General features: G+C 59.9%; 16 protein-coding genes and 2 pseudogenes. 11 read left to right on the top strand and 7 right to left on the bottom strand.

The window, feature by feature from the left end:
• Positions 1–154 precede the first annotated feature (154 nt).
• Positions 155–1,639, bottom strand: a complete 1,485-nt coding sequence (putP, locus tag K0F88_RS01515) for a sodium/proline symporter PutP (RefSeq protein ID WP_219093480.1) — start codon at positions 1,637–1,639, stop codon at positions 155–157.
• Between the two features lie 462 nt (positions 1,640–2,101).
• Here putP and putA point away from each other — a divergent pair, with 462 nt between their 5' ends.
• Together putA and K0F88_RS01505 are read left to right on the top strand one after the other, a co-directional pair.
• Positions 2,102–6,052, top strand: coding sequence for a trifunctional transcriptional regulator/proline dehydrogenase/L-glutamate gamma-semialdehyde dehydrogenase (gene putA, locus K0F88_RS01510; RefSeq protein WP_219093478.1), 3,951 nt, complete (start codon positions 2,102–2,104; stop codon positions 6,050–6,052).
• Between the two features lie 244 nt (positions 6,053–6,296).
• Positions 6,297–8,099 (top strand): acyl-CoA dehydrogenase, encoded by a 1,803-nt coding sequence (locus K0F88_RS01505; protein WP_219093476.1) that lies wholly within the window; start codon positions 6,297–6,299, stop codon positions 8,097–8,099.
• A gap of 142 nt (positions 8,100–8,241) precedes the next feature.
• Here K0F88_RS01505 and K0F88_RS32900 read toward each other — a convergent pair whose 3' ends face one another.
• The 4 genes and pseudogenes from K0F88_RS32900 to K0F88_RS01490 all read right to left on the bottom strand — a co-directional run bounded on the left by K0F88_RS32900 (position 8,242) and on the right by K0F88_RS01490 (position 10,809).
• Complete coding sequence (locus tag K0F88_RS32900; protein WP_374039699.1) at positions 8,242–8,973, bottom strand: methyl-accepting chemotaxis protein; 732 nt, start codon at positions 8,971–8,973, stop codon at positions 8,242–8,244.
• Between the two features lie 132 nt (positions 8,974–9,105).
• A pseudogene (locus K0F88_RS32895) lies at positions 9,106–10,134 on the bottom strand (cache domain-containing protein); the annotation flags it as partial.
• Between the two features lie 145 nt (positions 10,135–10,279).
• Positions 10,280–10,582, bottom strand: coding sequence for a cell division protein ZapA (locus tag K0F88_RS01495; RefSeq protein WP_010464343.1), 303 nt, complete (start codon positions 10,580–10,582; stop codon positions 10,280–10,282).
• Entirely contained in the window at positions 10,579–10,809 is a 231-nt protein-coding gene (locus tag K0F88_RS01490; protein WP_094469479.1) for a hypothetical protein, read from the bottom strand. The genes K0F88_RS01495 and K0F88_RS01490 overlap by 4 nt, the downstream gene beginning before the upstream one ends.
• A 209-nt stretch (positions 10,810–11,018) precedes the next feature.
• Here K0F88_RS01490 and K0F88_RS32890 point away from each other — a divergent pair.
• The 5 genes and pseudogenes from K0F88_RS32890 to selO form a co-directional block, all read left to right on the top strand.
• Positions 11,019–11,855: pseudogene (locus K0F88_RS32890) on the top strand (MCP four helix bundle domain-containing protein); the annotation flags it as partial.
• Positions 11,838–12,710: a methyl-accepting chemotaxis protein gene (locus tag K0F88_RS32885; RefSeq protein WP_374039698.1), complete on the top strand. Its 873-nt coding sequence runs from the start codon at positions 11,838–11,840 to the stop codon at positions 12,708–12,710. The pseudogene K0F88_RS32890 and the gene K0F88_RS32885, both read left to right, overlap by 18 nt.
• A gap of 223 nt (positions 12,711–12,933) precedes the next feature.
• On the top strand, positions 12,934–14,676 hold the full coding sequence (locus K0F88_RS01480) for a potassium/proton antiporter (protein ID WP_219093470.1): 1,743 nt from the start codon (positions 12,934–12,936) through the stop codon (positions 14,674–14,676).
• Positions 14,677–14,710: 34 nt separating this feature from the next.
• Positions 14,711–18,061, top strand: a complete 3,351-nt coding sequence (gene mscK / locus K0F88_RS01475) for a mechanosensitive channel MscK (RefSeq protein WP_219093467.1) — start codon at positions 14,711–14,713, stop codon at positions 18,059–18,061.
• A 48-nt stretch (positions 18,062–18,109) separates the two neighbouring features.
• Positions 18,110–19,573, top strand: coding sequence for a protein adenylyltransferase SelO (gene selO / locus K0F88_RS01470; RefSeq protein WP_219093464.1), 1,464 nt, complete (start codon positions 18,110–18,112; stop codon positions 19,571–19,573).
• Positions 19,574–19,579: 6 nt separating this feature from the next.
• Here selO and K0F88_RS32200 read toward each other — a convergent pair whose 3' ends face one another.
• A complete protein-coding gene (locus tag K0F88_RS32200) occupies positions 19,580–19,921 on the bottom strand; it encodes a hypothetical protein (protein WP_255142040.1) in 342 nt (113 codons plus the stop codon).
• Between K0F88_RS32200 and trxC the strand changes: the two genes are divergently transcribed.
• Positions 19,844–20,278, top strand: coding sequence for a thioredoxin TrxC (gene trxC / locus K0F88_RS01460; RefSeq protein WP_219093461.1), 435 nt, complete (start codon positions 19,844–19,846; stop codon positions 20,276–20,278). The genes K0F88_RS32200 and trxC overlap by 78 nt on opposite strands.
• A 59-nt stretch (positions 20,279–20,337) precedes the next feature.
• Here trxC and K0F88_RS01455 read toward each other — a convergent pair whose 3' ends face one another.
• Positions 20,338–21,108 (bottom strand): ParA family protein, encoded by a 771-nt coding sequence (locus K0F88_RS01455; RefSeq protein WP_219093459.1) that lies wholly within the window; start codon positions 21,106–21,108, stop codon positions 20,338–20,340.
• 356 nt (positions 21,109–21,464) lie between these two features.
• On the opposite strand from K0F88_RS01455, the gene K0F88_RS01450 reads away from it, so the two are divergent.
• Genes K0F88_RS01450 through K0F88_RS01440 form a run of 3 tightly spaced genes read left to right on the top strand, consistent with a single transcriptional unit; the run spans position 21,465 to position 23,216 of the window.
• Positions 21,465–22,190 carry a beta-ketoacyl synthase chain length factor gene (locus tag K0F88_RS01450; RefSeq protein ID WP_219093458.1) on the top strand — a complete coding sequence of 242 codons (726 nt, stop codon included), beginning with the start codon at positions 21,465–21,467 and terminating at the stop codon, positions 22,188–22,190.
• The gene (locus K0F88_RS01445; RefSeq protein WP_219093455.1) at positions 22,166–22,975 is read left to right on the top strand and encodes a 1-acyl-sn-glycerol-3-phosphate acyltransferase; all 810 of its coding nucleotides are present in this window, start codon (positions 22,166–22,168) and stop codon (positions 22,973–22,975) included. The genes K0F88_RS01450 and K0F88_RS01445 overlap by 25 nt, the downstream gene beginning before the upstream one ends.
• On the top strand, positions 22,956–23,216 hold the full coding sequence (locus K0F88_RS01440) for a phosphopantetheine-binding protein (RefSeq protein WP_008149626.1): 261 nt from the start codon (positions 22,956–22,958) through the stop codon (positions 23,214–23,216). Before K0F88_RS01445 ends, K0F88_RS01440 begins: the two co-directional genes overlap by 20 nt.
• Positions 23,217–23,225: the final 9 nt, after the last annotated feature.

Genomic DNA, 23,225 nt, shown 5'->3' with positions numbered 1-23,225 from the left:
CTTGAATGACCAACCGCTATCGCGAGCAAGCTCGCTCCCACAAGGGATCTTCAACATCTCGGGATTTGCGTAAGCAAAAAAAAACGGCCCGCCTCCAAATGGAAGCGGGCCGTTTTCATGTTCGGCGAAAGGTCAGAGCCTCAGCTCATCCCCATCACTTGTTCAGGCGGAAATCAGCCTCGGCAGCGGCGAAGCGCTGAAGCATGCCGTGAGTCGGCGCGCCCAGTTTGCTGACGATGTAGATGGCCAGGCTAGCGAAGATGAAGCCCGGGATGATTTCGTACAGACCCAACAGCTCGAAGTGTTTCCACACGATCACGGTGATCGCGCCGACCAGGATGCCGGCCAGTGCGCCGTTGCGGGTCATGTCTTTCCAGATCACGGAGATCAGGACAACCGGACCGAATGCGGCACCGAAACCGGCCCAGGCGTAGCTGACCAGACCCAGTACGCGGTTTTCCGGGTTAGCGGCCAACGCGATGGCGATCAGGGCAACCAGCAGCACCATGGCGCGACCGACCCAGACCAGTTCCAGCTGGGAAGCGGTTTTACGCAGGAAAGTTTTGTAGAAGTCTTCGGTCAGGGCGCTCGAGCACACCAACAGTTGGCAGCTCAGGGTGCTCATGACCGCTGCCAGAATGGCCGACAGCAGGACACCGGCAATCCATGGATTGAACAGGATTTTCGCCAGCTCGATGAACACCCGCTCGTGGTTTTCAGTGACCGGGCCAGCCAGATCCGGGTTCGCCGAGAAGTAAGCGATACCGAAGAAACCAACAGCGACGGTGCCACCCAGGCAAAGGATCATCCAGGTCATGGAGATACGGCGAGCGTTAGCGATCGACTTGACCGAATCCGCCGCCATGAAACGCGCCAGGATGTGCGGCTGGCCGAAGTAGCCCAGGCCCCAGCCCATCAGCGAGATGATGCCAATGAAGGTGGTGTTTTTCAGCATGTCGAAGTTGCTGGCGTCTTGCGCTTCGATGGCCAGGAACGTGGTGTCGACGCCGCCGGTGGCCAGCAGCACGATGATCGGCGTCAGCAACAGGGCGAAGATCATCAGCGTGGCTTGTACGGTGTCCGTCCAGCTCACGGCCAGGAAACCGCCGACGAAGGTGTAGGCAATCGTCGCCGCAGCGCCGGCCCACAGTGCAGTCTCGTAGGACATGCCGAAGGTGCTTTCGAACAGACGGGCGCCGGCCACGATGCCGGAGGCGCAGTAGATGGTGAAGAACACCAGGATCACGACGGCAGAGATGATCCGCAGCAGGCCGCTTTTGTCTTCAAAACGGCTGGAGAAGTAATCCGGCAGGGTCAGTGCATCGCCGTTGTGCTCGGTCTGCACGCGCAGACGGCCGGCGACGAACAGCCAGTTCAGGTAAGCACCGATGATCAGACCGATGGCGATCCAGCTTTCGGAAAGACCGGACATGTAGATAGCGCCCGGCAGGCCCATCAACAACCAGCCGCTCATGTCGGAAGCACCGGCGGACAATGCAGTCACGACGCTGCCCAGGCTGCGACCGCCCAGAATGTAGTCAGAAAGGTTGTTGGTGGAGCGATAGGCCATGAAGCCGATCAGCACCATTGCTGCGATGTAGATCACGAACGTGATCAGTGTTGGATTGCTAACGCTCATTAAGTTACGCCCTGGCTTTGTTTTTATGTAGCGGCGGCTGGTGAACCGCGCGCAAACGACGACGTTTGACAGACGATTTCAGGTCCCGCGCATTTATGACTGATGTTTCCCCAGGAAAGCCATCAGCCGGTGCACCTGTCTTTTATGACCGGTTGCACCTTGGCGGCGAATGCTATTCAACAAAGCAAATAAGGTGCAACCCATTTCTTGAGAATAAGTTGCACCTAGTCGGATTTACCTGAAAAAGCCCTGTTTTTGCTCCCTTTTAGGGCAGTCCGCACGCTTTTCTAGAATTAAAAGCACCAAGCAGGAGCGGGACGTTCGTGCCGGAATTTATTTCCTGACGAGCTGCTTATTATTCCGACAAAAAAAGGGTTGCACCCGGTTGCACCTCAAAGGTTGCCCAGCTAATCTTGCGGCCAGCTGATGCCACGCGGTCGTGGCAAACATGAGGATAAAAATATGGCTACCACCACCCTTGGGGTCAAACTTGATGACCCGACCCGCGAGCGCCTCAAGGCAGCCGCGACCTCGATTGATCGTACGCCGCACTGGCTGATCAAGCAGGCAATTTTCAATTACCTGGAAAAACTCGAGGGTGGTGCAACCCTGACCGAGCTGAGCGGTTTGACCAAGGATTCCGACGAAACCGTCGATGCGCCTCTGGATCACGCCCACCAGTGCTTCCTCGAGTTCGCCGAAAGCATCCTGCCGCAATCGGTGCTGCGCGCCTCGATCACCGCCGCATACCGTCGCCCGGAACCTGAAGTGGTGCCGATGCTGATCGAGCAGGCGCGTCTGCCTGCGGCGATGGCCGAAGCCACCAACAAGCTCGCCTCCTCGATTGCCGAGAAACTGCGCAATCAGAAGAGCGCCGGCGGCCGTGCCGGAATTGTTCAGGGTCTATTGCAGGAATTTTCCCTGTCGTCCCAGGAAGGCGTCGCGTTGATGTGCCTCGCCGAAGCGCTGCTGCGCATCCCGGACAAAGGCACTCGTGACGCGCTGATCCGCGACAAGATCAGCACCGGCAACTGGCACCCGCACTTGGGTAACAGTCCGTCGCTGTTCGTCAACGCCGCGACCTGGGGCTTGTTGCTGACCGGAAAACTGGTCGCCACCCATAATGAAGCGGGCCTGACTTCCTCCTTGAGCCGCATCATCGGCAAGAGCGGCGAGCCGATGATCCGCAAGGGCGTCGACATGGCCATGCGCCTGATGGGCGAGCAATTCGTGACTGGCGAAACCATCGCCGAAGCCCTGGCCAACGCCAGCAAGTTCGAAGCCAAAGGTTTCCGCTATTCCTACGACATGCTGGGTGAGGCCGCACTCACCGAGCACGATGCCCAGAAATACCTGGCCTCGTATGAACAAGCCATCCACTCGATCGGCAAAGCGTCCCACGGTCGTGGGATTTATGAAGGCCCAGGCATTTCGATCAAGCTCTCGGCACTGCACCCGCGTTACAGCCGCGCGCAGTACGAGCGTGTGATGGACGAGCTGTACCCGCGCCTGCTGTCGCTGACCCTGCTGGCCAAGCAGTACGACATCGGTTTGAACATCGACGCCGAAGAAGCCGACCGCCTCGAACTGTCGCTGGATCTGCTGGAACGCCTGTGCTTCGAGCCGCAACTGACCGGCTGGAACGGCATCGGTTTCGTGATCCAGGCTTACCAGAAGCGTTGCCCGTATGTGATCGACTACGTGATCGACCTGGCTCGTCGCAGCCGTCATCGCCTGATGATCCGTCTGGTAAAAGGCGCGTACTGGGACAGCGAAATCAAGCGCGCCCAGGTCGAAGGCCTGGAAGGCTATCCGGTCTACACCCGCAAGGTGTACACCGACGTTTCCTACATCGCCTGCGCCCGCAAACTGCTCTCGGTGCCGGAAGTCATTTACCCGCAGTTCGCCACGCACAACGCCCATACCCTGTCGGCCATTTACCACATTGCCGGTCAGAACTATTACCCCGGCCAGTACGAGTTCCAGTGCCTACACGGCATGGGCGAACCGTTGTACGAACAAGTCGTAGGCAAAGTTTCCGATGGCAAGTTGAACCGTCCGTGCCGCGTGTACGCACCGGTCGGCACTCACGAAACATTGTTGGCGTACCTGGTCCGTCGTCTGCTGGAAAACGGCGCGAACACCTCGTTCGTCAACCAGATTGCCGATCAGTCGATCTCGATTCAGGCGTTGGTCGCCGATCCAGTGGCCAGCATCGAGCAGATGGCGACGGTGGAAGGTGGATTCGGTCTGCCGCACCCGCGTATCCCGCTGCCGCGTGATCTTTATGGTGCCGAGCGCGCCAACTCCAGCGGCATCGACATGGCCAACGAACATCGTCTGGCTTCCCTGTCTTGCGCGCTGCTGGCCACCGCTCACAACCACTGGAAAGCCGCGCCGATGCTCGGTTGCGCGTCCAGCTCCGAAACGCCTGCGCCAGTCCTCAACCCGTCCGATCTGCGTGACGTGGTTGGTCACGTACAAGAAGCGACCGTCGAAGACGTCGACAACGCGATCCAGTGCGCCCTGAACGCTGCACCGATCTGGCAGGCTACCCCGCCGGCCGAACGTGCCGCGATTCTGGAGCGTGCCGCTGACTTGATGGAAGGCGAGATCCAGCCGCTGATGGGCCTGCTGGCTCGCGAAGCCGGCAAGACCTTCGCCAACGCCATCGCCGAAGTGCGTGAAGCCGTGGACTTCCTGCGTTACTACGCAGTGCAGGCACGCAACGATTTCACCAACGACGCCCACCGCCCACTGGGCCCAGTGGTGTGCATCAGCCCGTGGAACTTCCCGCTGGCAATCTTCAGTGGTCAAGTCGCTGCAGCACTGGCCGCCGGTAACCCGGTGCTGGCCAAACCAGCGGAGCAAACTCCGCTGGTGGCTGCACAAGCCGTGCGTTTGTTGCTCGAAGCCGGGATTCCGGAAGGCGTGCTGCAACTGCTGCCGGGCCGTGGCGAAACCGTCGGCGCTCGTCTGGTCGGCGACGATCGGGTCAAAGGCGTGATGTTCACCGGCTCCACCGAAGTTGCTCGTTTGCTGCAACGTAACGTTGCCGGTCGCCTGGATGCACAGGGTCGTCCGATTCCGCTGATCGCCGAAACCGGCGGCCAGAACGCGATGATCGTCGACTCCTCGGCACTGACCGAACAGGTTGTGATCGACGTCGTATCGTCGGCCTTTGACAGCGCCGGTCAACGTTGCTCGGCATTGCGCGTGCTGTGCTTGCAGGAAGATTCCGCTGACCGTGTCATCGAAATGCTCAAGGGCGCCATGGCTGAATGCCGTCTCGGCAACCCTGAGCGCCTGTCCGTGGACATTGGCCCGGTGATCGACGCCGAAGCTAAAGCGGGCATCGAAAAGCACATCCAGGCCATGCGCGACAAAGGTCGTAACGTGTATCAGGTGGCGATCGCCAACAGCGAAGAAGTCAAACGCGGCACCTTCGTGATGCCGACCCTGATCGAACTGGAAAGCTTCGACGAGCTGCAACGTGAGATATTCGGCCCGGTGCTGCACGTGGTTCGCTACAAGCGCAAAGACATCGACCAACTGATCGGTCAGATCAACGCTTCCGGCTACGGCCTGACGCTGGGCGTGCACACCCGCATCGACGAGACCATCGCCAAGGTGATCGACAACGTCAACGCCGGTAACGTCTATGTGAACCGCAACATCGTGGGTGCCGTGGTTGGCGTGCAGCCGTTCGGCGGCGAAGGCTTGTCGGGGACTGGTCCGAAGGCCGGTGGTCCGCTGTACCTGTACCGTCTGCTGTCGACGCGTCCTACCGATGCCATCGAACAATCCTTCGCTCGCGGCGACGCGATCGTTGCGCCGGACGTTCGTTTGCGTGATGCCATGAGCAAACCGCTGACAGCCCTGAAGGCCTGGGCCGACAACAACAAGTTCGCTGACCTGAGCACGCTGTGTGTGCAGTTCGCGGCGCAATCGCAAAGCGGCATCACCCGTGTCTTGGCGGGGCCGACCGGCGAGCGCAACAGCTACGCCATCCTGCCGCGTGAACACGTGCTGTGCCTGGCGGAAGTCGAAGGCGACCTGCTGACTCAATTGACGGCGGTATTGGCTGTCGGCGGTTCGGCGGTGTGGCCGGAGGCTGAATTGACCAAGGCTGTGTTCGCACGTCTGCCGAAGGAAGTTCAGGCGCGAATCAAGCTTGTTTCCGACTGGAGCAAGGACGAAGTGGTGTTTGATGCGGTTCTGCATCATGGCCATTCCGACCAGCTGCGTGCGGTGTGCCAGCAAGTGGCCAAGCGTGCCGGGGCGATTGTGGGTGTTCATGGCCTGTCCCAGGGCGAGACCAGCATTGCGCTGGAGCGTCTGGTGATCGAGCGGGCGTTGAGTGTTAACACCGCTGCGGCGGGTGGTAATGCGAGCTTGATGACGATCGGTTAAACGCAACAAGACCGGGCAACCGCAATGGCTGTCCGGTATGCAAAACCCCTTGTGGGAGCGGGCTTGCTCGCGAAGGCGGAGTGTCAGTCGACATTAATATTGACTGTTACACCGCCTTCGCGAGCAAGCCCGCTCCCACATTTGATTAGCGGTGTCTGCAACACACCATCACGCTCATCAATCATCCTGTTCAGTCTTTATTCCCACGCCTAGACTCGGTCCATTCCAAAAAAGGTAGGCCGCCATGTCCGAGACGTTGCTCAGTTCCCGCAATCTGGCTTTTGAGCTGTACGAAGTCCTCGATGCCGAGGGCCTGACCCAGCGTGAGCGTTTCGCCGAGCACAATCGCGAAACCTTCGATGCCGCCATCGGCACTGCCCGCAGCATCGCCGAAAAATTCTTCGCCCCGCACAACCGCAAGAACGACGAGAACGAACCGCGCTACGAGAACGGTCAGGCGATTCTGATTCCGGAAGTGAAACCGGCGGTGGATGCGTTCCTCGAAGCCGGTTTCCTCAACGCCGCGCGCAGTTTCGACGCCGGCGGCATGCAACTTCCTACATTGTTGTCCCAGGCCTGCTTCGCACACTTCCAGTCGGCCAACGCGGCGTCGACTTCGTACCCGTTCCTGACCATGGGCGCGGCGAACCTGATCGAAAGCTTCGGCACCGATGAGCAGAAGCAGCGCTTTCTGCAACCGATGATCGATGGTCGTTTCTTCGGCACCATGGCGCTGACCGAACCCCACGCCGGTTCTTCGCTGTCGGATATTCGTACCCGCGCGGAGCCTGCGTCTGACGGCACTTATCGACTCAAGGGCAACAAGATTTTCATCTCCGGTGGCGATCACCCGCTGTCGGAGAACATCGTGCACATGGTCCTGGCAAAACTGCCGGATGCGCCGGCCGGGGTGAAGGGCATTTCGCTGTTTATCGTGCCCAAGTTTCTGGTCAACGATAACGGCAGCCTCGGCAAGCGCAATGACGTCTTGCTGGCGGGGCTGTTCCACAAGATGGGCTGGCGCGGCACCACGTCCACCGCGCTGAACTTCGGCGACAACGGCGAGTGCGTCGGCTACCTGGTGGGCAAGCCTCACCACGGTCTGAGCTACATGTTCCAGATGATGAACGAGGCGCGGATCGGCGTCGGCATGGGCGCGGTGATGCTCGGTTACGCTGGGTATCTGTATTCCCTGGAATACGCCCGCGAACGTCCGCAAGGTCGCGTGCCGGACAGCAAGGACCCCAACACCGCGCCGGTGCCGATCATTCAGCACGCTGACGTCAAGCGCATGTTGTTGACGCAGAAAGCCTACGTCGAAGGCTCGTTCGACCTTGGGCTGTACGCAGCGCGACTGTTCGATGACACCACCACGCTGGAGACTGAAGACCAGCGCAAGCAGGCCCACGAGCTGTTGGATTTGCTGACACCCATCGTCAAATCCTGGCCCTCGGAGTTTTGCCTGAAGGCCAACGAACTGGCGATCCAGATTCTCGGCGGCCATGGTTACACCCGCGAATACCCGGTGGAGCAGTATTACCGCGATAACCGTTTGAACCCGATCCACGAAGGCACCCACGGTATTCAGTCGCTGGATTTGCTGGGACGCAAACTGGCGCAGAACGGTGGCGCGGGGCTCAAGCAGTTGATCCGCTTGATTGCCAACACCGCAGAACGGTCGCAGGCGCATGAGTCGTTGACCGCCCTGCGTGAACCGCTGGAGAAACTGGTGGCGCGCCTGCAGACGGTGACCATCGGCTTGCTGACGGATCTCGGACAAGGCAAGGTCAACAGCAGCCTGGCGAACTCGGCGCTGTACCTGAAAGTGTTCGGGCACACGGTGATTGGCTGGCGCTGGCTGGAACAGGCGATTCGGGCCGAGGAAGGGTTGGCCAAAGGCAGTGCGGCGGATGTGAGCTTTTATAAGGGCAAGCTGCAGGCGGCGCGGTATTTCCTGACGTGGGAAGTGCCGGGTTGCCACCATGAGCTGGCGATTCTTGAGGCTCGGGATGATGTGTGCCTGACGATGCAGGATGAGTGGTTCTGATTAGAGCCTTGTAGTGAAGCTGACATCCAATCGCGGGCAAGCCCGCTCCCACAAAGTTTTGCGGTGAACCTAGGATTGTGGTTCTCGCTGACACTGTGGGAGCGGGCTTGCCCGCGATGGCGTCAGTCAGGCGATACATCTATCAGCGGAGCTTGAAACTGCCCATCTGCCGCGCCAGATCATCCGCCAACCGCTGCAACGTCTGACAATCCTCACGGCAAGCTCTCACTTCCCCCGCCGTCGCCCGGGCCAAATCGGAAATCCCCTGCACGTTCCGGTTGATCTCTTCCGTCACCGCCGACTGCTCTTCCGTGGCCGTCGCCACCTGATGGTTCATGTCGCTGATGCGCTCGACCTGTCCGGTAATCGCCGTCAACGACGCGCCGGTGCGCTGGCTCGACTCGACGCCGGTGCCCGTCGCTGCCTGCCCGGAATGCATGGATGAAACAGCATTCTCCGCGCCCTGCTTGAGGCTGCCGATCATCTGCTGGATCTCGTCGGTCGACGATTGAGTGCGCCGCGCCAACGTGCGCACTTCATCCGCCACCACTGCAAACCCACGCCCCATGTCCCCGGCCCGCGCCGCTTCGATGGCCGCGTTGAGTGCCAGTAAATTGGTCTGCTCGGAGATCCCGCGAATCACTGCCAGCACCTGATCGATGGACGCGACCTGATCGGCCAATTCGCCGACGGCACTGGCGGCGATGCCAATTTCGTCGGACATGCTTTCTATATGCCGGATCGACCCACCGACCACTTCCCGCGCCTGCATCGCTTCATCCCGGGCGTTCTGCGAAGCGACCGCCGCGTTACCCGCGTTCTGGGCGATTTCCTGCACGGTCAGGCCCATTTCGTGGACGGCGGTGGCAACCATGTCGGTCATTTCCTGCTGACGACCGGAGCGCTCGGCGGTGTTGTCCACGACCTTCGCCACTTGGCTGACCGCCGTGCGCAAACGCTCGCTGGTGGTCAGCACTTCGCCGATCATCTCGCGCTGGCTGTCGAGGAATCGATTGAAGCCGCGTGCCAGGTCACCCAGCTCATCGGCGCGGCTGGAATCTAACCGATGGGTCAAATCTCCCCCACCGCTACCGATGGCTACCAGCGCGGCTGTTACCTGGCGGATCGGCCGCACCAGGCCACGGGCCAGCAAGACCACCAGCAACAGACACACCAGCGCCACCGCCAGGCCTATGCCGCTGCTCATCCACATGGCGCGACGGGCTTCGGCGTAGATCTGCGACTGTGGCACTTCGGCCACCAGGGTCCAGCCCAGGTCCCGTAACGGGAGGCTCAACGCCAGATAATCTTCGCCATCGCGGACGAAGCTGCTGTTGGTGGCAGTTTGTTGGCCCATGACGGCTTGCGCCGCCGGGGCGCCAATCTGTTCGGCCAAGGTGCGCTTGCCGCTGAATTGCGCCTCGGGGTGAACCTGGATCAAACCGTCGGAACGCACGAGATAGACCTTGCCGCGCTCACCGAAGTTGAAGTTGTGGATCAGCTCCGACAGCTCTTTCATGCTCAACCCAAGCCCGGCAACACCCACGACTTTACCGGCCTGCTCGACCTTGAGGTCGATGAACAGCGCCAATTCTCCGGTCGCGGTGTCATTGTCGATATTGAGGGTGCGCGGCTGGTTGCTGTCGAGGAATGCGTAGAACCAGGCGTCCTTGGGGTTGGAACGGCTGAGGGTCCGGTCCAGGCCTTTTTCAGTGAAGTAATGGTTTGAAGCCGTGCCGACGATCAGCGCGGTGAAGGCTTTGTGTTCGGCGCGGATACCCTCCAGATACTGGACGAACGCGGCGGTCTGGGCACTGTTTTCACCCCCGGCCAGCCAGTCGCGCACCATGCTGTTGCTGGCGATGTCCTTGGCGGCGGTGAGGGGTTGGACGAGGATTCGTTCGATGTCGTTGCGCATCGCTTCGATGCTCGACGGCAGTGCCTGTTCAACCAGATAGCTCTGGGCGAGGCGGTTGACCACGAGGGTATAAATGCCAACCACGATCAGAATACTGACCAGCAGGGCAGTGCCCATACTCAGGATTAACTGCCATTGAATACTGCGTCGCCAGAACTGCATGGAGCACCCCCAAAGAATAAGAGGCTGAAACACTGCAACAGCCGTGCCGATTGTATACAACTCAAACGACAATCTATTCTTTGGTTGTGCGCAAAGCCGATCAGGCCTGATTGATCGTCTTGGAGATTACTTCAACCGTGGCGCTGACTTGCTCTTGGTAACGGTCGAGTTCCTGCTTGTGCTGCTTTTGCATTTCAATCTGCTGGGAACACAGATTCATCGCAGCCAGCACCAGCAGTCGGTCACCGATCAGCGTCGGGTACTTCCTTTTGGTGTCGGCCAAGGCAGCTTTCAACATCATCGCGGCGTCCAGCAGGGTTTGCTCTTCCCCGGCCGGCGCCTTGATCGAATAGTCCTCCCCCAGGATCGAGACGACTTTTACCCCTGCGGCGCCGTGATTCATGCGCTGACCGGGCCGGCGCTGACGCGCTCAACCAGGGCCTGGATGCGGGCCGCGGTGGCGCCTTGTTTCTCTTCCTGTTCCATCAGGTTCAATTGCAGGCTTTCGTTTTCATCCTTGGCCTGGGCCAGTTCTGCGCTCAGGGTCTGGTTGGTGGCGAGCAGGGTCTGGTTCTGTTGCACCAGATCGCTGACCAGCTGTTCCAATTGGCTAAGGGATGCTTCCAACATTTTGATTTTCCAAGCATTTTCAAAGGGCGCGTAAGATAAAGAAAAGTCACCACGGATGCCAGGGTTATTCAGGCGCAAGGCCTTGATTTTCCTGGCGGGCGACCTTCCTCGCGAGCTTTAAAGACTGTGATTGGCGGATCTGGTTCCTGCACTTCGTCGCCGGAGCCCGTCTGCGACAAAAACGCGCAGGCACTCAAGACTTTAGTCGTATGACCGATAAGTCACTCATACGTCAGCTTCAGCGCCGCTCGGGTGCGCTCACTTTGGTAAACAGCATGTCCCTTCGTAATATGAATATCGCACCGCGGGCGTTCCTCGGTTTCGCCCTGATTGGCGGTTTGATGCTGGTTCTGGGTGTGTTTGCCTTGAACCAGATGAGCAAGATTCGCGGCGCCGGCGAGAACATCGTCGAGAGCAGCGTGCCGAGCATCAAGGCGCTGGATGAGTTCACCCAACTGACCCTGCGCCTTCGGGTTCTGTCCTATCGCTTGTTGACCAACCGCGAACCCGACGTACAGCAAAAAACCATCGAGCTGTTCGAACAGCGCAACCAGCAGATCCGTGCCGCCCAGACTGAGTATGAAAAATTCATCAGCAGCCCTGACGAGCGTGCGGCTTACGACCAGTACGTGCAGTTGCTTGGTCAGTACCGTCAGCTTGAAGACCGGATGAAGAGTCTGTCGCGCAACAACCAGGTGGAAGAACTGCGCACCTTGCTCAACACCGATCTGCTGAACAACTCTGAAGCCGTCAACGCCGTGCTCAACCGCCTGATGCTGATCAACAACCAACAAGCGGTCGACCTTAATCAGCAAGCAACGGATCAATATTCCTCGGCGTTCAACCTGGTCGTCACCCTGCTGGTGATCGCCACTGCCCTGACCCTGCTGTTCGCCTGGCTGCTGACCAACAGCATCACCAAGCCCATCGCCAACGCCTTGAGCGCGGCTGAAGAAATCGCCGAGGGCAACCTGACTCGTCCGATTCATGTCGATGGCGAAGACGAGGCAGGCCGCTTGCTGCTGGCCATGTCGAAGATGCAGGACAAGCTGCGTGACACCCTGCAACGGATTTCCGGCTCGGCCACGCAACTGGCGTCCGCCGCTGAAGAGCTGAACAGCGTCACCGACGAAAGCGCCCGTGGCCTGACCCAGCAGAACAACGAAATCGAACAAGCCGCCACCGCCGTCAATGAAATGACCAGCGCCGTGGAAGAAGTCGCGCGCAACGCCGTGAGCACGTCCGAAGCCTCGAAGAACGCCACCACCTCGGCCGGCGACGGTCGTGACCTGGTGCAGGAAACCGTCAGCGCCATCGAACGCATGAGCGCCGATGTGCAGAGCACCGCAACCCTGATTGGTGATCTGGCCAACGAATCCCGTGACATCGGCAAGGTGCTGGACGTGATCCGTGGCCTGGCTGACCAGACCAACCTGCTGGCGTTGAACGCAGCGATTGAAGCCGCGCGTGCCGGTGAAGCCGGACGTGGCTTCGCGGTGGTGGCGGATGAGGTGCGTGCACTGGCGCATCGCACCCAGCAATCGACCAGCGAGATCGAACGCATGATCGGCAGCATCCAGAGCGGCACCGAACACGCGGTGGACTCAATGCGCAACAGCACCGAACGTGCTGAATCGACCTTGAACATTGCCCGTGGTGCAGGTCTTTCGCTGGACACGATCAACAGCGCCATTCTCGAGATCAACGAGCGGAATCTGGTGATCGCCAGCGCGGCTGAAGAACAGGCGCAGGTGGCGCGGGAAGTGGATCGCAACCTGGTGAACATTCGTGATTTGTCGGTGCAATCGGCGACCGGGGCGAATCAGACGAGTGCGGCGAGCAATGAGTTGTCGCGATTGGCGCTGGACCTGAACAACATGGTTGGGCGGTTTAGCCTGTAAGCAGCGACACCTTTTCTGTGGCGAGGGGATTTATCCCTCGCCACAGAAATCCCTTCACCAAAGATAAATCCCCTTTCTACGGTGATGTCGACCGGTTCCGTGGACGTTGTCGGAATTCTGCAAAAGCTTTTTGACAGCATCACATTTCAACAGGTTAGAATCGCTGGCACGCAGACTGCATGGTCAGTTTGTGCCCGCCTTTCAGCTTTCTGGAGTACTGCCTTTGAATGCGACGACCATCAACAGCCTGTTCTTGATCGGCGCGTTGCTGGTAGGTGCGAGCATTCTGGTGAGTTCACTTTCCTCGCGCCTCGGCATCCCGATTCTGGTGATCATCCTCGCCGTGGGCATGGCCGCTGGCGTCGACGGTGGCGGCATTATCTTTGACAACTACCCCACGGCTTATCTGGTCGGCAACCTCGCCCTCGCAGTGATCCTGCTCGATGGCGGCTTGCGCACCCGCGTATCCAGCTTTCGCGTGGCGTTGTGGCCGGCGTTGTCGCTGGCGACGGTCGGGGTGTTGATCACCACCGCGCTGACCGGCATGGTCGCCGCCTGGCTGTTCAACCTGAACATCATTCAGGGTTTGCTGATCGGCGCCATTGTCGGCTCGACCGACGCCGCGGCGGTGTTCTCGCTGCTGGGCGGTAAAGGCCTGAACGAACGGGTCACCGCCAGCCTCGAAATCGAATCCGGCAGCAACGACCCGATGGCGGTGTTTCTCACCGTCACCCTGATCGACATGCTCGCCAGCGGCCAGACCGGCCTGCACTGGAGCCTGCTCGGGCACTTCGTGCGTGAATTCGGCATCGGTGCCGTGGTCGGCCTCGGCGGTGGCTGGGTCATGCTGCAATTGGTCAACCGGATCAACCTCGCCAACGGCCTCTACCCGATTCTGGTGATTGCTGGCGGCCTGGTCGTGTTCGCCCTGACCAACGCCCTGCACGGCAGTGGCTTCCTGGCGGTTTATCTCTGCGGCCTGGTGATCGGCAATCGTCCGGTGCGCAGCCGCCACGGCATTCTGCACATGCTCGACGGCATGGCCTGGCTGGCGCAGATCGGCATGTTCCTGGTGCTGGGTCTGCTGGTGACGCCGCATGACCTGCTGCCAATCGCCCTGCCCGCTCTGGGTCTGGCGCTGTGGATGATTCTGTTTGCGCGGCCGCTGTCGGTGCTGGTCGGCCTGCTGCCGTTCAAGGCGTTCCATGGTCGCGAGAAGGCGTTTATTTCCTGGGTCGGCCTACGCGGCGCGGTCCCGATCATTCTGGCGGTGTTCCCGCTGATGGCCGGCCTGCCGAATGCCCAGCTCTACTTCAACCTCGCCTTCTTTATCGTGCTGGTGTCGCTGCTGGTGCAGGGCACGAGCCTGCCGTGGGTGGCGAAGCTTTTGAAAGTGACCGTTCCGCCGGAGCCGGCGCCGATCTCCCGCGCAGCGCTGGAGGTGCATGTCACCAGCGAGTGGGAGCTGTTCGTTTATCGCCTCGGTGCCGAGAAATGGTGCATCGGTTCGCCCCTTCGCGAACTGAAAATGCCCGAAGGCACACGTATTGCGGCGTTGTTTCGTGGTCAGCAACTGCTCCATCCGTCGGGTAGTACGGTGCTCGAAGTCGATGATTTGCTGTGTGTTATCGGCCATGAACACAACCTTCCAGCCCTTGGAAAGCTCTTCAGCCAGGCACCGCAACGCGGCCTCGATCTGCGCTTCTTCGGCGACTTCGTGCTCGAAGGAGACGCCCAGCTGGCCGCGGTTGCGGCGCTGTACGGGTTGAAAGTCGAAGGCATCGATCCGGACATGTCGCTCGGCCATTTCATTGCCCAGAAAGTCGGCGGAGCTCCCGTCGTCGGCGACCAGGTGGAGTGGAACAACACCATCTGGACTGTTGCGGTCATGGAGGGGAACAAGATCGGCAAAGTGGGCGTCAGATTCCCCGAAGGAAGTCGCCCCGGCCCGGGCTTGTTCCTCTAAACTCCATTCTTCGTCTCGTTTTCGATCGGTCTCTATGTCAACCCTGCGCACTTTTTTCATCATGGCCCTGCTGGGCTTGAGTCTTTCTGTCGGTACGTTGCAAGCGGCCGAACCGCCGACCAGCGAAGCCGTGCAGGCGAGTCTGGACAAGATCGCCGATCGCAAACTGCCGGAGGCGGATCAGAAAGCCCTGCAATCCCTGCTGCAGAGCACGCTGACCCAGCTCAATAACAAGAGCGATTACGATCAGAAACTGGCCGATCTGAAGCAGCAACTGGCCACCGCCCCCAAGCAGAACATTGAGAACCAGCGGGAACTGGCCAGGCTCAAAGCCAGCAAAGTCCAACCGGTTGCGCAGCGCTACGCCAACCAGTCGGTCCAGCAGCTCGAACAAGTGCTCACTGAGCGCTCGACCCAGCAAAGCGATCTGCAGAAAGCACTGGCCGACGCCAACAGTCTGGTGATTACCGCCCAGACCCGCCCTGAGCGCGCCCAGGCTGAAATTTCCACCAGCCAGACGCGCATCCAGCAGATCAACAACATTCTCAAGGCCGGCAAAGACAACGGCAAAAACTTAAGCGGCGAACAGCGTGACCAGCTCAATGCCGAACTTGCGGCACTGAATGCCCTGATCCCGTTGCGTCGCCAGGAACTGGCCGGCAACAGTCAGTTGCAAGACCTGGGCAACAGCCAGCATGACCTGCTCTCGGAAAAATCCGATCGCCTGGATCAGGAAATCCAGGAGCTGCAAACCCTGATCAACCAGAAGCGCCTGGCTCATTCCCAAGAGGCGGTCACCCAACAATCCATCGAAGCACAGAAGTCCGGCGGCAGCGCCTTGCTGGCCACTGAAAGCGCGGCGAACCTGAAACTCTCTGACTACCTGCTCAAAAACACTGACCGCCTCAATGCGATCACCCAGCAAAACCTGCAGACCAAGCAGCAACTGGACAGCGTGACCCAAAGCGATTCGGCCCTGGACGAGCAAATCAACGTACTCAAGGGCAGCCTGCTGCTCTCCAAGATTCTCTACAAGCAGAAGCAGGCCCTGCCGCGCCTCAAGCTCGACCGCGACCTGGCCGACCAGATCGCTGACATTCGCCTGTTTCAATTTGAAGTGAACCAGCAACGGGAACTGCTCAACAACCCGGCGACCTACGTCGACAATCTGTTGGCCACCCAACCGCCGGAGCAAGTCACCCCGCAGCTGCGCAAGAGCCTGCTGGAACTGGCCACCACCCGCGCGGACCTGCTGGAGCGGCTAAACCGCGAACTCAGCGCGGTGCTCAACCAATCCATCACTCTGCAACTTAACCAGAAGCAACTGCTCAGCACCGCACAAAGCCTGCGGGCAACGCTCGACGAGCAGATGTTCTGGATTCCCAGCAACAAGCCGCTGGATCTGGAATGGATGCACGGCGTGCCGGAACGTCTGCAACGGCAGGTCACTACGCTGCCCTGGACCTCGAGCCTGAGCGAATTGAGCGATGGCCTGACCCAGCGGCCGCTGCTGTTTCTGCCGTTGGCGCTGTTGATCGGTGCACTGTTGTGGCGGCGAAAAAGCCTGTATGCCCGACTGAGCAAAGTTCACCAGGACATCGGTCACTTCAAGCGTGACAGCCAATGGCACACGCCTCAGGCCATCCTGATCAATATTCTGCTGGCGATGCCGGTCTCGCTGGGCCTGGCCTTGTGCGGTCTGGCCTTGCAGATCGACGCCCGCGGGCAGAACGCCAACATGGGCGCGGCACTGCTGCAAATGGCCCAGGCCTGGCTGGTGTTCTACACCGCTTACCGGATCCTCGCGCCGGGCGGTGTGGCCGAACTGCATTTCCGCTGGGAAAAACCTCAGGTCGAATTCCTGCAAGGCTGGGTCCGACGGCTCGGGCTGGTGGTGATGGCTCTGGTCGCCGTGGTGGCCGTTGCCGAATTGCAACCGGCGGCGCTGGCCGATGATGTGCTGGGCATGCCGGTCGTACTGATCTGCTACGCCTTGATGGCCTGGCTGCTCAGCCGCCTGCTGATCAGCAGCCCGACTCACCAGAACGCTTCGCTGTTTCGCAAGGCTGTCGGGGTCATGTTTACCGTCCTGCCCGTGGCGTTGTTCGTGGCCGTGTGTTTCGGCTACTACTACACCGCGCTGAAGCTCAGCGACCGGTTGATCAACACCCTTTACCTGCTGATGTTCTGGCTGGTGATCGAAGCCACCTTCGTTCGCGGCCTCAGTGTGGCGGCACGGCGCCTGGCCTATCAGCGCGCCCTGGCCAAACGCCAGGCTGCGAAAGAGGCCGGCGACGGCGAAGCGGTGATCGAAGAGCCGACGCTGGACATCGAGAAGGTCAACGAACAGTCCTTGCGCCTGATTCGTCTGGCACTGCTGGGTGGTTTCATCGCGGCACTGTATTGGGTCTGGTCCGATCTGATCTCGGTGTTTTCGTACCTGGACAACGTCACCCTCTACGAATACACCAGCGGCACCGGCGCCAACATGAGCATGGTGCCGATCAGCATCGGCGACATGCTCGGTGCGCTAATCATCATCGGCATCACCTTCGCCCTCGCGCGCAACTTGCCGGGGCTGCTGGAAGTGCTGGTGCTGTCGAAGTTGAACCTGGCACAGGGCAGCGCCTACGCCACGACCACGCTGCTCTCCTATGCGATCGCCGGCATCGGCTTCGTCTCGACCCTGTCGACACTCGGCGTGAGCTGGGACAAGTTGCAATGGCTGGTAGCGGCGCTGTCGGTGGGTCTCGGCTTCGGGATGCAGGAAATCTTCGCCAACTTCATCTCCGGCATCATGATTCTGTTCGAGCGTCCGGTGCGGATCGGCGACACCATCACCATCGGCAACCTGTCGGGCACGGTCAGCAAGATCCGTATCCGCGCCACGACCATCACCGACTTCGACCGCAAGGACATCATTGTCCCGAACAAGACGTTCATCACCGGGCAACTGATCAACTGGTCCTTGACCGACACCATCACCCGGGTGACCCTCAAGCTCGGCGTCGACTACGGTTCGGACCTGGACCTGGTCAAAGAGCTGCTGCTCAAAGCCGCGCGCGATAACCCGCGAGTCCTGAAAGACCCGGAACCCCACGTGTATTTCCTGAACTTCGGCGAAAGCACCCTCGACCACGAGTTGCGCATGCACGTGCGTGACCTCGGTGACCGCAACCCGGTGCTGGACGAGGTCAACCGCTTCATCAATCGCGAGTTCAAGAAGCAGCACATCAACATCTCGTTCCGGCAGATGGAGGTCTACCTCAAGAACCTTCACGGCCAGGAATACAAAATGGTGCCGATCGAACCTGAAACCAAAACCATCGTGCCGCTGGTGGATGGCAAGTCGCCGCAAGAGCCGCCGCCCGCCAAGCTCGACTAACCGCCCTATCCCTAGCAGAATGCTCGGACATTCTGCTGGAGATGGCCGTTGAAAGCCCTCGACGAACTGACCTTCGATAATCGCTTCGCCCGCCTGGGTGATACGTTTTCCGCCCATGTGCTGCCCGAGCCCATCGACAACCCGCGTCTGGTGGTGGCCAGCCCTGCGGCCATGGCGCTGCTGGATCTCGACCCTGCCGTTGCCGATACCGCGGAGTTCGCCGAGCTGTTCAGCGGCCATAAGCTCTGGGCCGACGCAGTGCCCCGGGCGATGGTCTACTCCGGGCACCAGTTCGGTTCCTACAACCCACAACTGGGCGATGGTCGCGGGTTGTTGTTGGGCGAGGTCTACAACGAAGCGGGCGAACATTGGGACCTGCACCTCAAGGGCGCCGGCCAGACGCCTTTTTCGCGCATGGGCGATGGGCGGGCAGTGCTTCGGTCTTCGATCCGCGAGTTTCTCGCCTCCGAAGCGCTGCATGCCCTGAACATCCCGACCACCCGTGCCCTGTGCGTAATCGGCTCCGACACCCCGGTGTGGCGCGAGAAGCAGGAACGCGCAGCCATGGTCCTGCGCCTGGCGCCGAGCCATGTGCGCTTCGGGCATTTCGAATATTTCTACTACACCAAACGCCCCGAGAAGCAGAAAGAACTCGGCGAGCACGTATTGGCCATGCATTTCCCGGAATGCCTGGAACAACCGGAACCGTACCTGGCGATGTTCCGCGAAATCGTCGAACGCAATGCCGAACTGATCGCCAAATGGCAGGCCTACGGCTTCTGCCACGGCGTGATGAACACCGACAACATGTCGATCCTCGGCATCACCTTCGACTTCGGACCGTTCGCCTTTCTCGACGACTTCGACGCCCATTTCATCTGCAATCACTCGGATGACCAGGGCCGGTATTCCTTCAGCAACCAGGTGCCGATCGGCCAGTGGAACCTCAGCGCCCTCGCCCAGGCACTGACGCCTTTCATCAGCGTCGACGCCCTGCGCGAAACCCTTGGCCTGTACCTGCCGCTGTACCAGGCCCACTACCTGGACCTGATGCGCCGCCGCCTCGGTCTCACCACCGCTGAAGAAGATGACCAGAAACTGCTGGAGCAGTTGCTGCAACTGATGCAAAACAGCGGCGTCGATTACACGCTGTTCTTCCGCCGCCTGGGGGATGAATCAGCGGAACTGGCAGTCGCCCGCTTGCGTGATGACTTCATCGACATCAAAGGCTTCGATGCCTGGGCCGAGTTGTATGTCGCCCGGGTTGCCCGCGAAGGCGAGGTTGATCAGGCGCAGCGCCGCCAGCGGATGCACGCGGTCAATCCGCTGTACATCCTGCGCAACTATCTGGCGCAGAAAGCCATCGATGCGGCGGAAAGCGGCGATTATTCCGAGGTTCGGCGACTGCATGCGGTGCTGAGCAATCCGTTTGACGAGCAAGCGGGGATGGGAAGCTACGCCGAGCGGCCGCCGGAATGGGGGAAGCATTTGGAGATCAGTTGTTCGTCGTGATGTTGGTCAGTCCAGGGGATCAATGGCACTGACGACGCGAGCAACGATGTCTGCCATCGTAACGTCATCAAGTCGCTCAATGAACGTGGCTGAGCCGTCGCGCACCCGCTGCTCAATATCAAAACTACGTACTTGATTACAAACCGCGACACCGTTTGTTTCTCCCGAATATGTGAGCATCACGGTGCCTGCCCGGTTTTGTTGTCTTGATAAACGTAGCGCGCGACTCCAAATCAGTTTTAGACAGCCCAAACATTCAGAGCCTCGACCATGACCGACCCACTCCTCATCCCCTGCCCCCACTGCAACGGCCTCAACCGCATCCCCGCCGAACGCCTCAACGATCATCCAAAGTGTGGCCGATGCAAGGCCGAGGTCTTGTTGAACAAGCCGTTCGAGTTGAAGCAAGGCGATTACGCCAGTCAGATCAAAGGTGATCTGCCGCTGCTGGTGGACGTGTGGGCGGATTGGTGTGGGCCGTGCAAGTCGTTTGCGCCGGTGTTCGAGCAGGCGGCGCGGCAATTGGCGGGCAAGTGTCGGCTGGCCAAGCTGGACAGCGAGGCGAATCAGCAATTGTCGGCGCAGTTGGGGATTCGCTCGATTCCGAGTCTGATTCTGTTCAAGAACGGTCGGGAAGTGGCGCGTCAGAGCGGGGCGTTTCCGTTACCGCAGTTGATGAGCTGGTTGCGTAGCCAGGGGATTTAACACCACCGCGATTCAATGTGGGAGCAGGCTCCCACAGTGGATTGGTGTCACGCCAGGAATCAGGCGTTTTCCAGAAGGTTATGCAGTTCGACGAATTGCTGCGTCAACTTGTGCCGCGGGTCGAGGTGGATCAGCGGCGTATTGGCCTGGTGGGATTCGCGCATGCGCACCGAGCTGGTCAGGTACACCGGCAACACCGGCAACCCTTCGGCGATCAGCTCGTCGAGAATTTGCTGCGGCAGGCTGGCACGGGCCTGGAACTGATTGACCACGATGCCTTCAACCTCCAGGCCTTCGTTGTGGTCTTCCTTCAATTCTTCGATTTCCGCCAACAGACCGTACAGCGCCTGACGTGAGAAGCTGTCGCAATCGAAGGGGATCAATACCCGGTCAGCGGCAATCAATGCCGATACCGCATAGAAGTTCAGCGCAGGCGGGGTATCAAGATAGATGCGGTCGTAATCTTCCCCCAGTTCCTCAAGCAATTTGCGCAGCTTGTTGATCTTGTGTTTGGCCTCAAGTTTGGGCTGCAGGTCAGCCAACTCGGCGGTCGCGGTAATGACATGGAGGTTTTCGAACGGCGTTTCGTAGATGTCGACCTGGTTTTTCTTCGAGAACGGTCCAGAGGACAGGGTTTGCTTGAAGAAGTCGGCAATGCCCATCGGGATGTCATCCCCGGTGAGGCCCGTCAGGTATTGAGTGGAGTTAGCCTGGGCATCGAGATCCACCAACAGGGTGCGATAACCCTCGCTGGCGCTGACCGCCGCCAGATTGCAGGCAATGCTGGATTTGCCCACGCCACCTTTCTGATTGAACACCACGCGCCGCATGTCAAAAACCTCCGTGTATCAAAGAATGACCGAGTGTAGTAGTCCACGGCGCTGCTTAGCTACCTCGCCGGCATGGGGACTACACAGTCAGGGGCAATCTCTTAATAAAAAAGCCGCCAAACCCGCCACTGATTACCGACGAGGCTGACAGACATGCTCACCCCGATGTGGATAATGGCCAAACGACAGCTTTTTCACGGACCAACCAGTACGTTTCATTGAGCAAAATGTAACCATCATTTGCTACGCACCCGTCGCAACGGGATAATGCGCGCCACTCGGCGCCAAGCGCCACCCAGGCAGTTCGCTTTTTTTTGCGATTCGCCGCGTCAAGGAAGCCCGCAGGGGCGGGATGTATGCCTGTGATCAATTTCAACATCGCCCAATGGCGCGCGTGGGCCCCTGGGCTCGAAAGCGTGGACGATTGGCAGGTCTGGAGCCGACAACCGGTCGCGCTTCAGAGCAGCGATGCCGCCCCCGACGTGTCTTTTCTGCCGGCCATGCAGCGCCGACGGCTCAGTCGCCTGGCACGAATGGCGTTCAGCGTCGGCTGGCCCCTGGCCGATGGTCGCCGGGACCTACCGTTGGTCTTTATTTCCCGTCATGGCGAAACACCTCGTACCTTCGAAATCCTCAGCGATCTGGCCGCCGGACAACCGTTGTCGCCAACTCAATTCAGCTTGTCGGTGCACAACGCGGTTATTGGCCTATGGTCGATCATGCGCGGTGAAACCAGCGAAATGACCGCCCTTGCCGCCGCCGGTGATGGCCTTGAACACGGCATGCTAGAGGCCGCAGCGCTACTTTCCGAAGGCGCGCCTGCCGTGTTGCTGATCGTCACTGAAGAAAAACCGCCTGACGCCTACTCGGCCTGGATCGACGACGTGCCGTTCCCCTATGCAGTCGGCCTGTTGCTGACACCGGGTACCGACTGGCAGTTGTCCCTGAACAGCACTTGCGATGCGTTGTCCAACGCCCATTGGCCCCATGCCTTGAATCTCTTACGTACCCTGCTCGGCCAGCAGACCACCTGCCAACATGCCTGGAAAAATCGTGTATGGACCTGGCAACGCAACCTGTAACCGAAAAAAACCGCGACGCCTATTACTGGCGTCTGCTGGCCACCGCCGCAAGCTTCACCCTGTTCGGGTTGGGCGGTCTGTGCCTGCGGCTGGTGGTTTTTCCGTTGCTGAGCTGCCTGCCCGGCGATGCCCAGACCCATCGATTACGGGCACGGCAAACTGTCAGTCGCTGCTTTTGGTTTTTTGTCCGGTTCATGGCCCGTACCGGCGTACTGACCTACGACATCCAGGGCGCGGAAAAGCTCGGTCGCCCGGGCCAGATGATCGTGGCCAATCACCCGTCGCTGATCGATGTGGTGTTCCTGATCGGCCTGGTGCGTCACGCCAACTGCGTGGTCAAGAACAGCCTCTGGGAAAACCCGTTCACCCGTGGCCCGCTACGCCGCACCGAATACATCAGCAACGACGGCAGCATGGACATGCTCGACGCTGCGGCAGACGCACTGAAAAGCGGTCAGACTCTGATCATCTTTCCCGAAGGCACACGCACCCAGCCGGGCGAACCGCCGGCCTTTCATCGGGGTGGCGCGGCAATCGCCCTGCGCGGTGCGAGAATCCTGACCCCGGTGATCATCAAGGTCAGTCCGACCACATTGACCAAGGCCGAACCCTGGTATCGCATCCCGAAACGTCGTGTGCACTTCAGTTTCTGCGTCGGGGCCGATATAGACCCACAAGCCTTTGCCGCGAGTGGCCCTGCGCCTCAGGCTTCGCGCAAGCTCAACGATTATTTGCATTCTTACTTTATTAAGGAGCTCGCCGAAGATGAGCGATCTACACCGTGAAATCAAAGAACTGATCATCGACGCCCTGGGCCTTGAAGACATCAGCGCACAAGACATCGGCGATGACCAGACGCTGTTCGGCGAAGGCCTGGGCCTGGATTCGGTAGATGCCTTGGAACTCGGCTTGGCGATCCAGAAAAAATACGGCATCAAAATCGACGCCGACGCCAAGGACACCCGTAATCACTTCAGCAACGTGGCGAGCCTTGCGGCGTTCGTCACCGCAAAACAGGCAGCTTGAGACCGGACC

Origin of the sequence: Pseudomonas sp. UMAB-40, from assembly GCF_900095275.1 — a bacterium.
In the GTDB taxonomy this organism is placed as follows: Bacteria; Pseudomonadota; Gammaproteobacteria; order Pseudomonadales; family Pseudomonadaceae; genus Aquipseudomonas; species Aquipseudomonas mandelii_B.
The sequence above is the reverse complement of the archived record's forward strand: the minus strand, read 5'-3'. Positions and strand labels throughout refer to the sequence as shown.

Coding starts and splice junctions, on each gene's coding strand:
- putP (WP_219093480.1), bottom strand. CDS start 1,639: ATGAGCGTTAGCAATCCAACACTGATCACGTTCGTGATCTACATCGCA.
- K0F88_RS32885 (WP_374039698.1), top strand. CDS start 11,838: ATGTCGAAGATGCAGGACAAGCTGCGTGACACCCTGCAACGGATTTCC.
- mscK (WP_219093467.1), top strand. CDS start 14,711: ATGTCAACCCTGCGCACTTTTTTCATCATGGCCCTGCTGGGCTTGAGT.
- K0F88_RS01455 (WP_219093459.1), bottom strand. CDS start 21,108: ATGCGGCGCGTGGTGTTCAATCAGAAAGGTGGCGTGGGCAAATCCAGC.
- K0F88_RS01490 (WP_094469479.1), bottom strand. CDS start 10,809: ATGTTGGAAGCATCCCTTAGCCAATTGGAACAGCTGGTCAGCGATCTG.
- K0F88_RS01505 (WP_219093476.1), top strand. CDS start 6,297: ATGTCCGAGACGTTGCTCAGTTCCCGCAATCTGGCTTTTGAGCTGTAC.
- K0F88_RS01495 (WP_010464343.1), bottom strand. CDS start 10,582: ATGAATCACGGCGCCGCAGGGGTAAAAGTCGTCTCGATCCTGGGGGAG.
- K0F88_RS32200 (WP_255142040.1), bottom strand. CDS start 19,921: ATGATCGTTGAGGCGTTCGGCGGGGATGCGGTTGAGGCCGTTGCAGTG.
- K0F88_RS32900 (WP_374039699.1), bottom strand. CDS start 8,973: ATGGTTGCCACCGCCGTCCACGAAATGGGCCTGACCGTGCAGGAAATC.
- K0F88_RS01440 (WP_008149626.1), top strand. CDS start 22,956: ATGAGCGATCTACACCGTGAAATCAAAGAACTGATCATCGACGCCCTG.
- K0F88_RS01445 (WP_219093455.1), top strand. CDS start 22,166: ATGGACCTGGCAACGCAACCTGTAACCGAAAAAAACCGCGACGCCTAT.
- trxC (WP_219093461.1), top strand. CDS start 19,844: ATGACCGACCCACTCCTCATCCCCTGCCCCCACTGCAACGGCCTCAAC.
- K0F88_RS01450 (WP_219093458.1), top strand. CDS start 21,465: ATGCCTGTGATCAATTTCAACATCGCCCAATGGCGCGCGTGGGCCCCT.
- putA (WP_219093478.1), top strand. CDS start 2,102: ATGGCTACCACCACCCTTGGGGTCAAACTTGATGACCCGACCCGCGAG.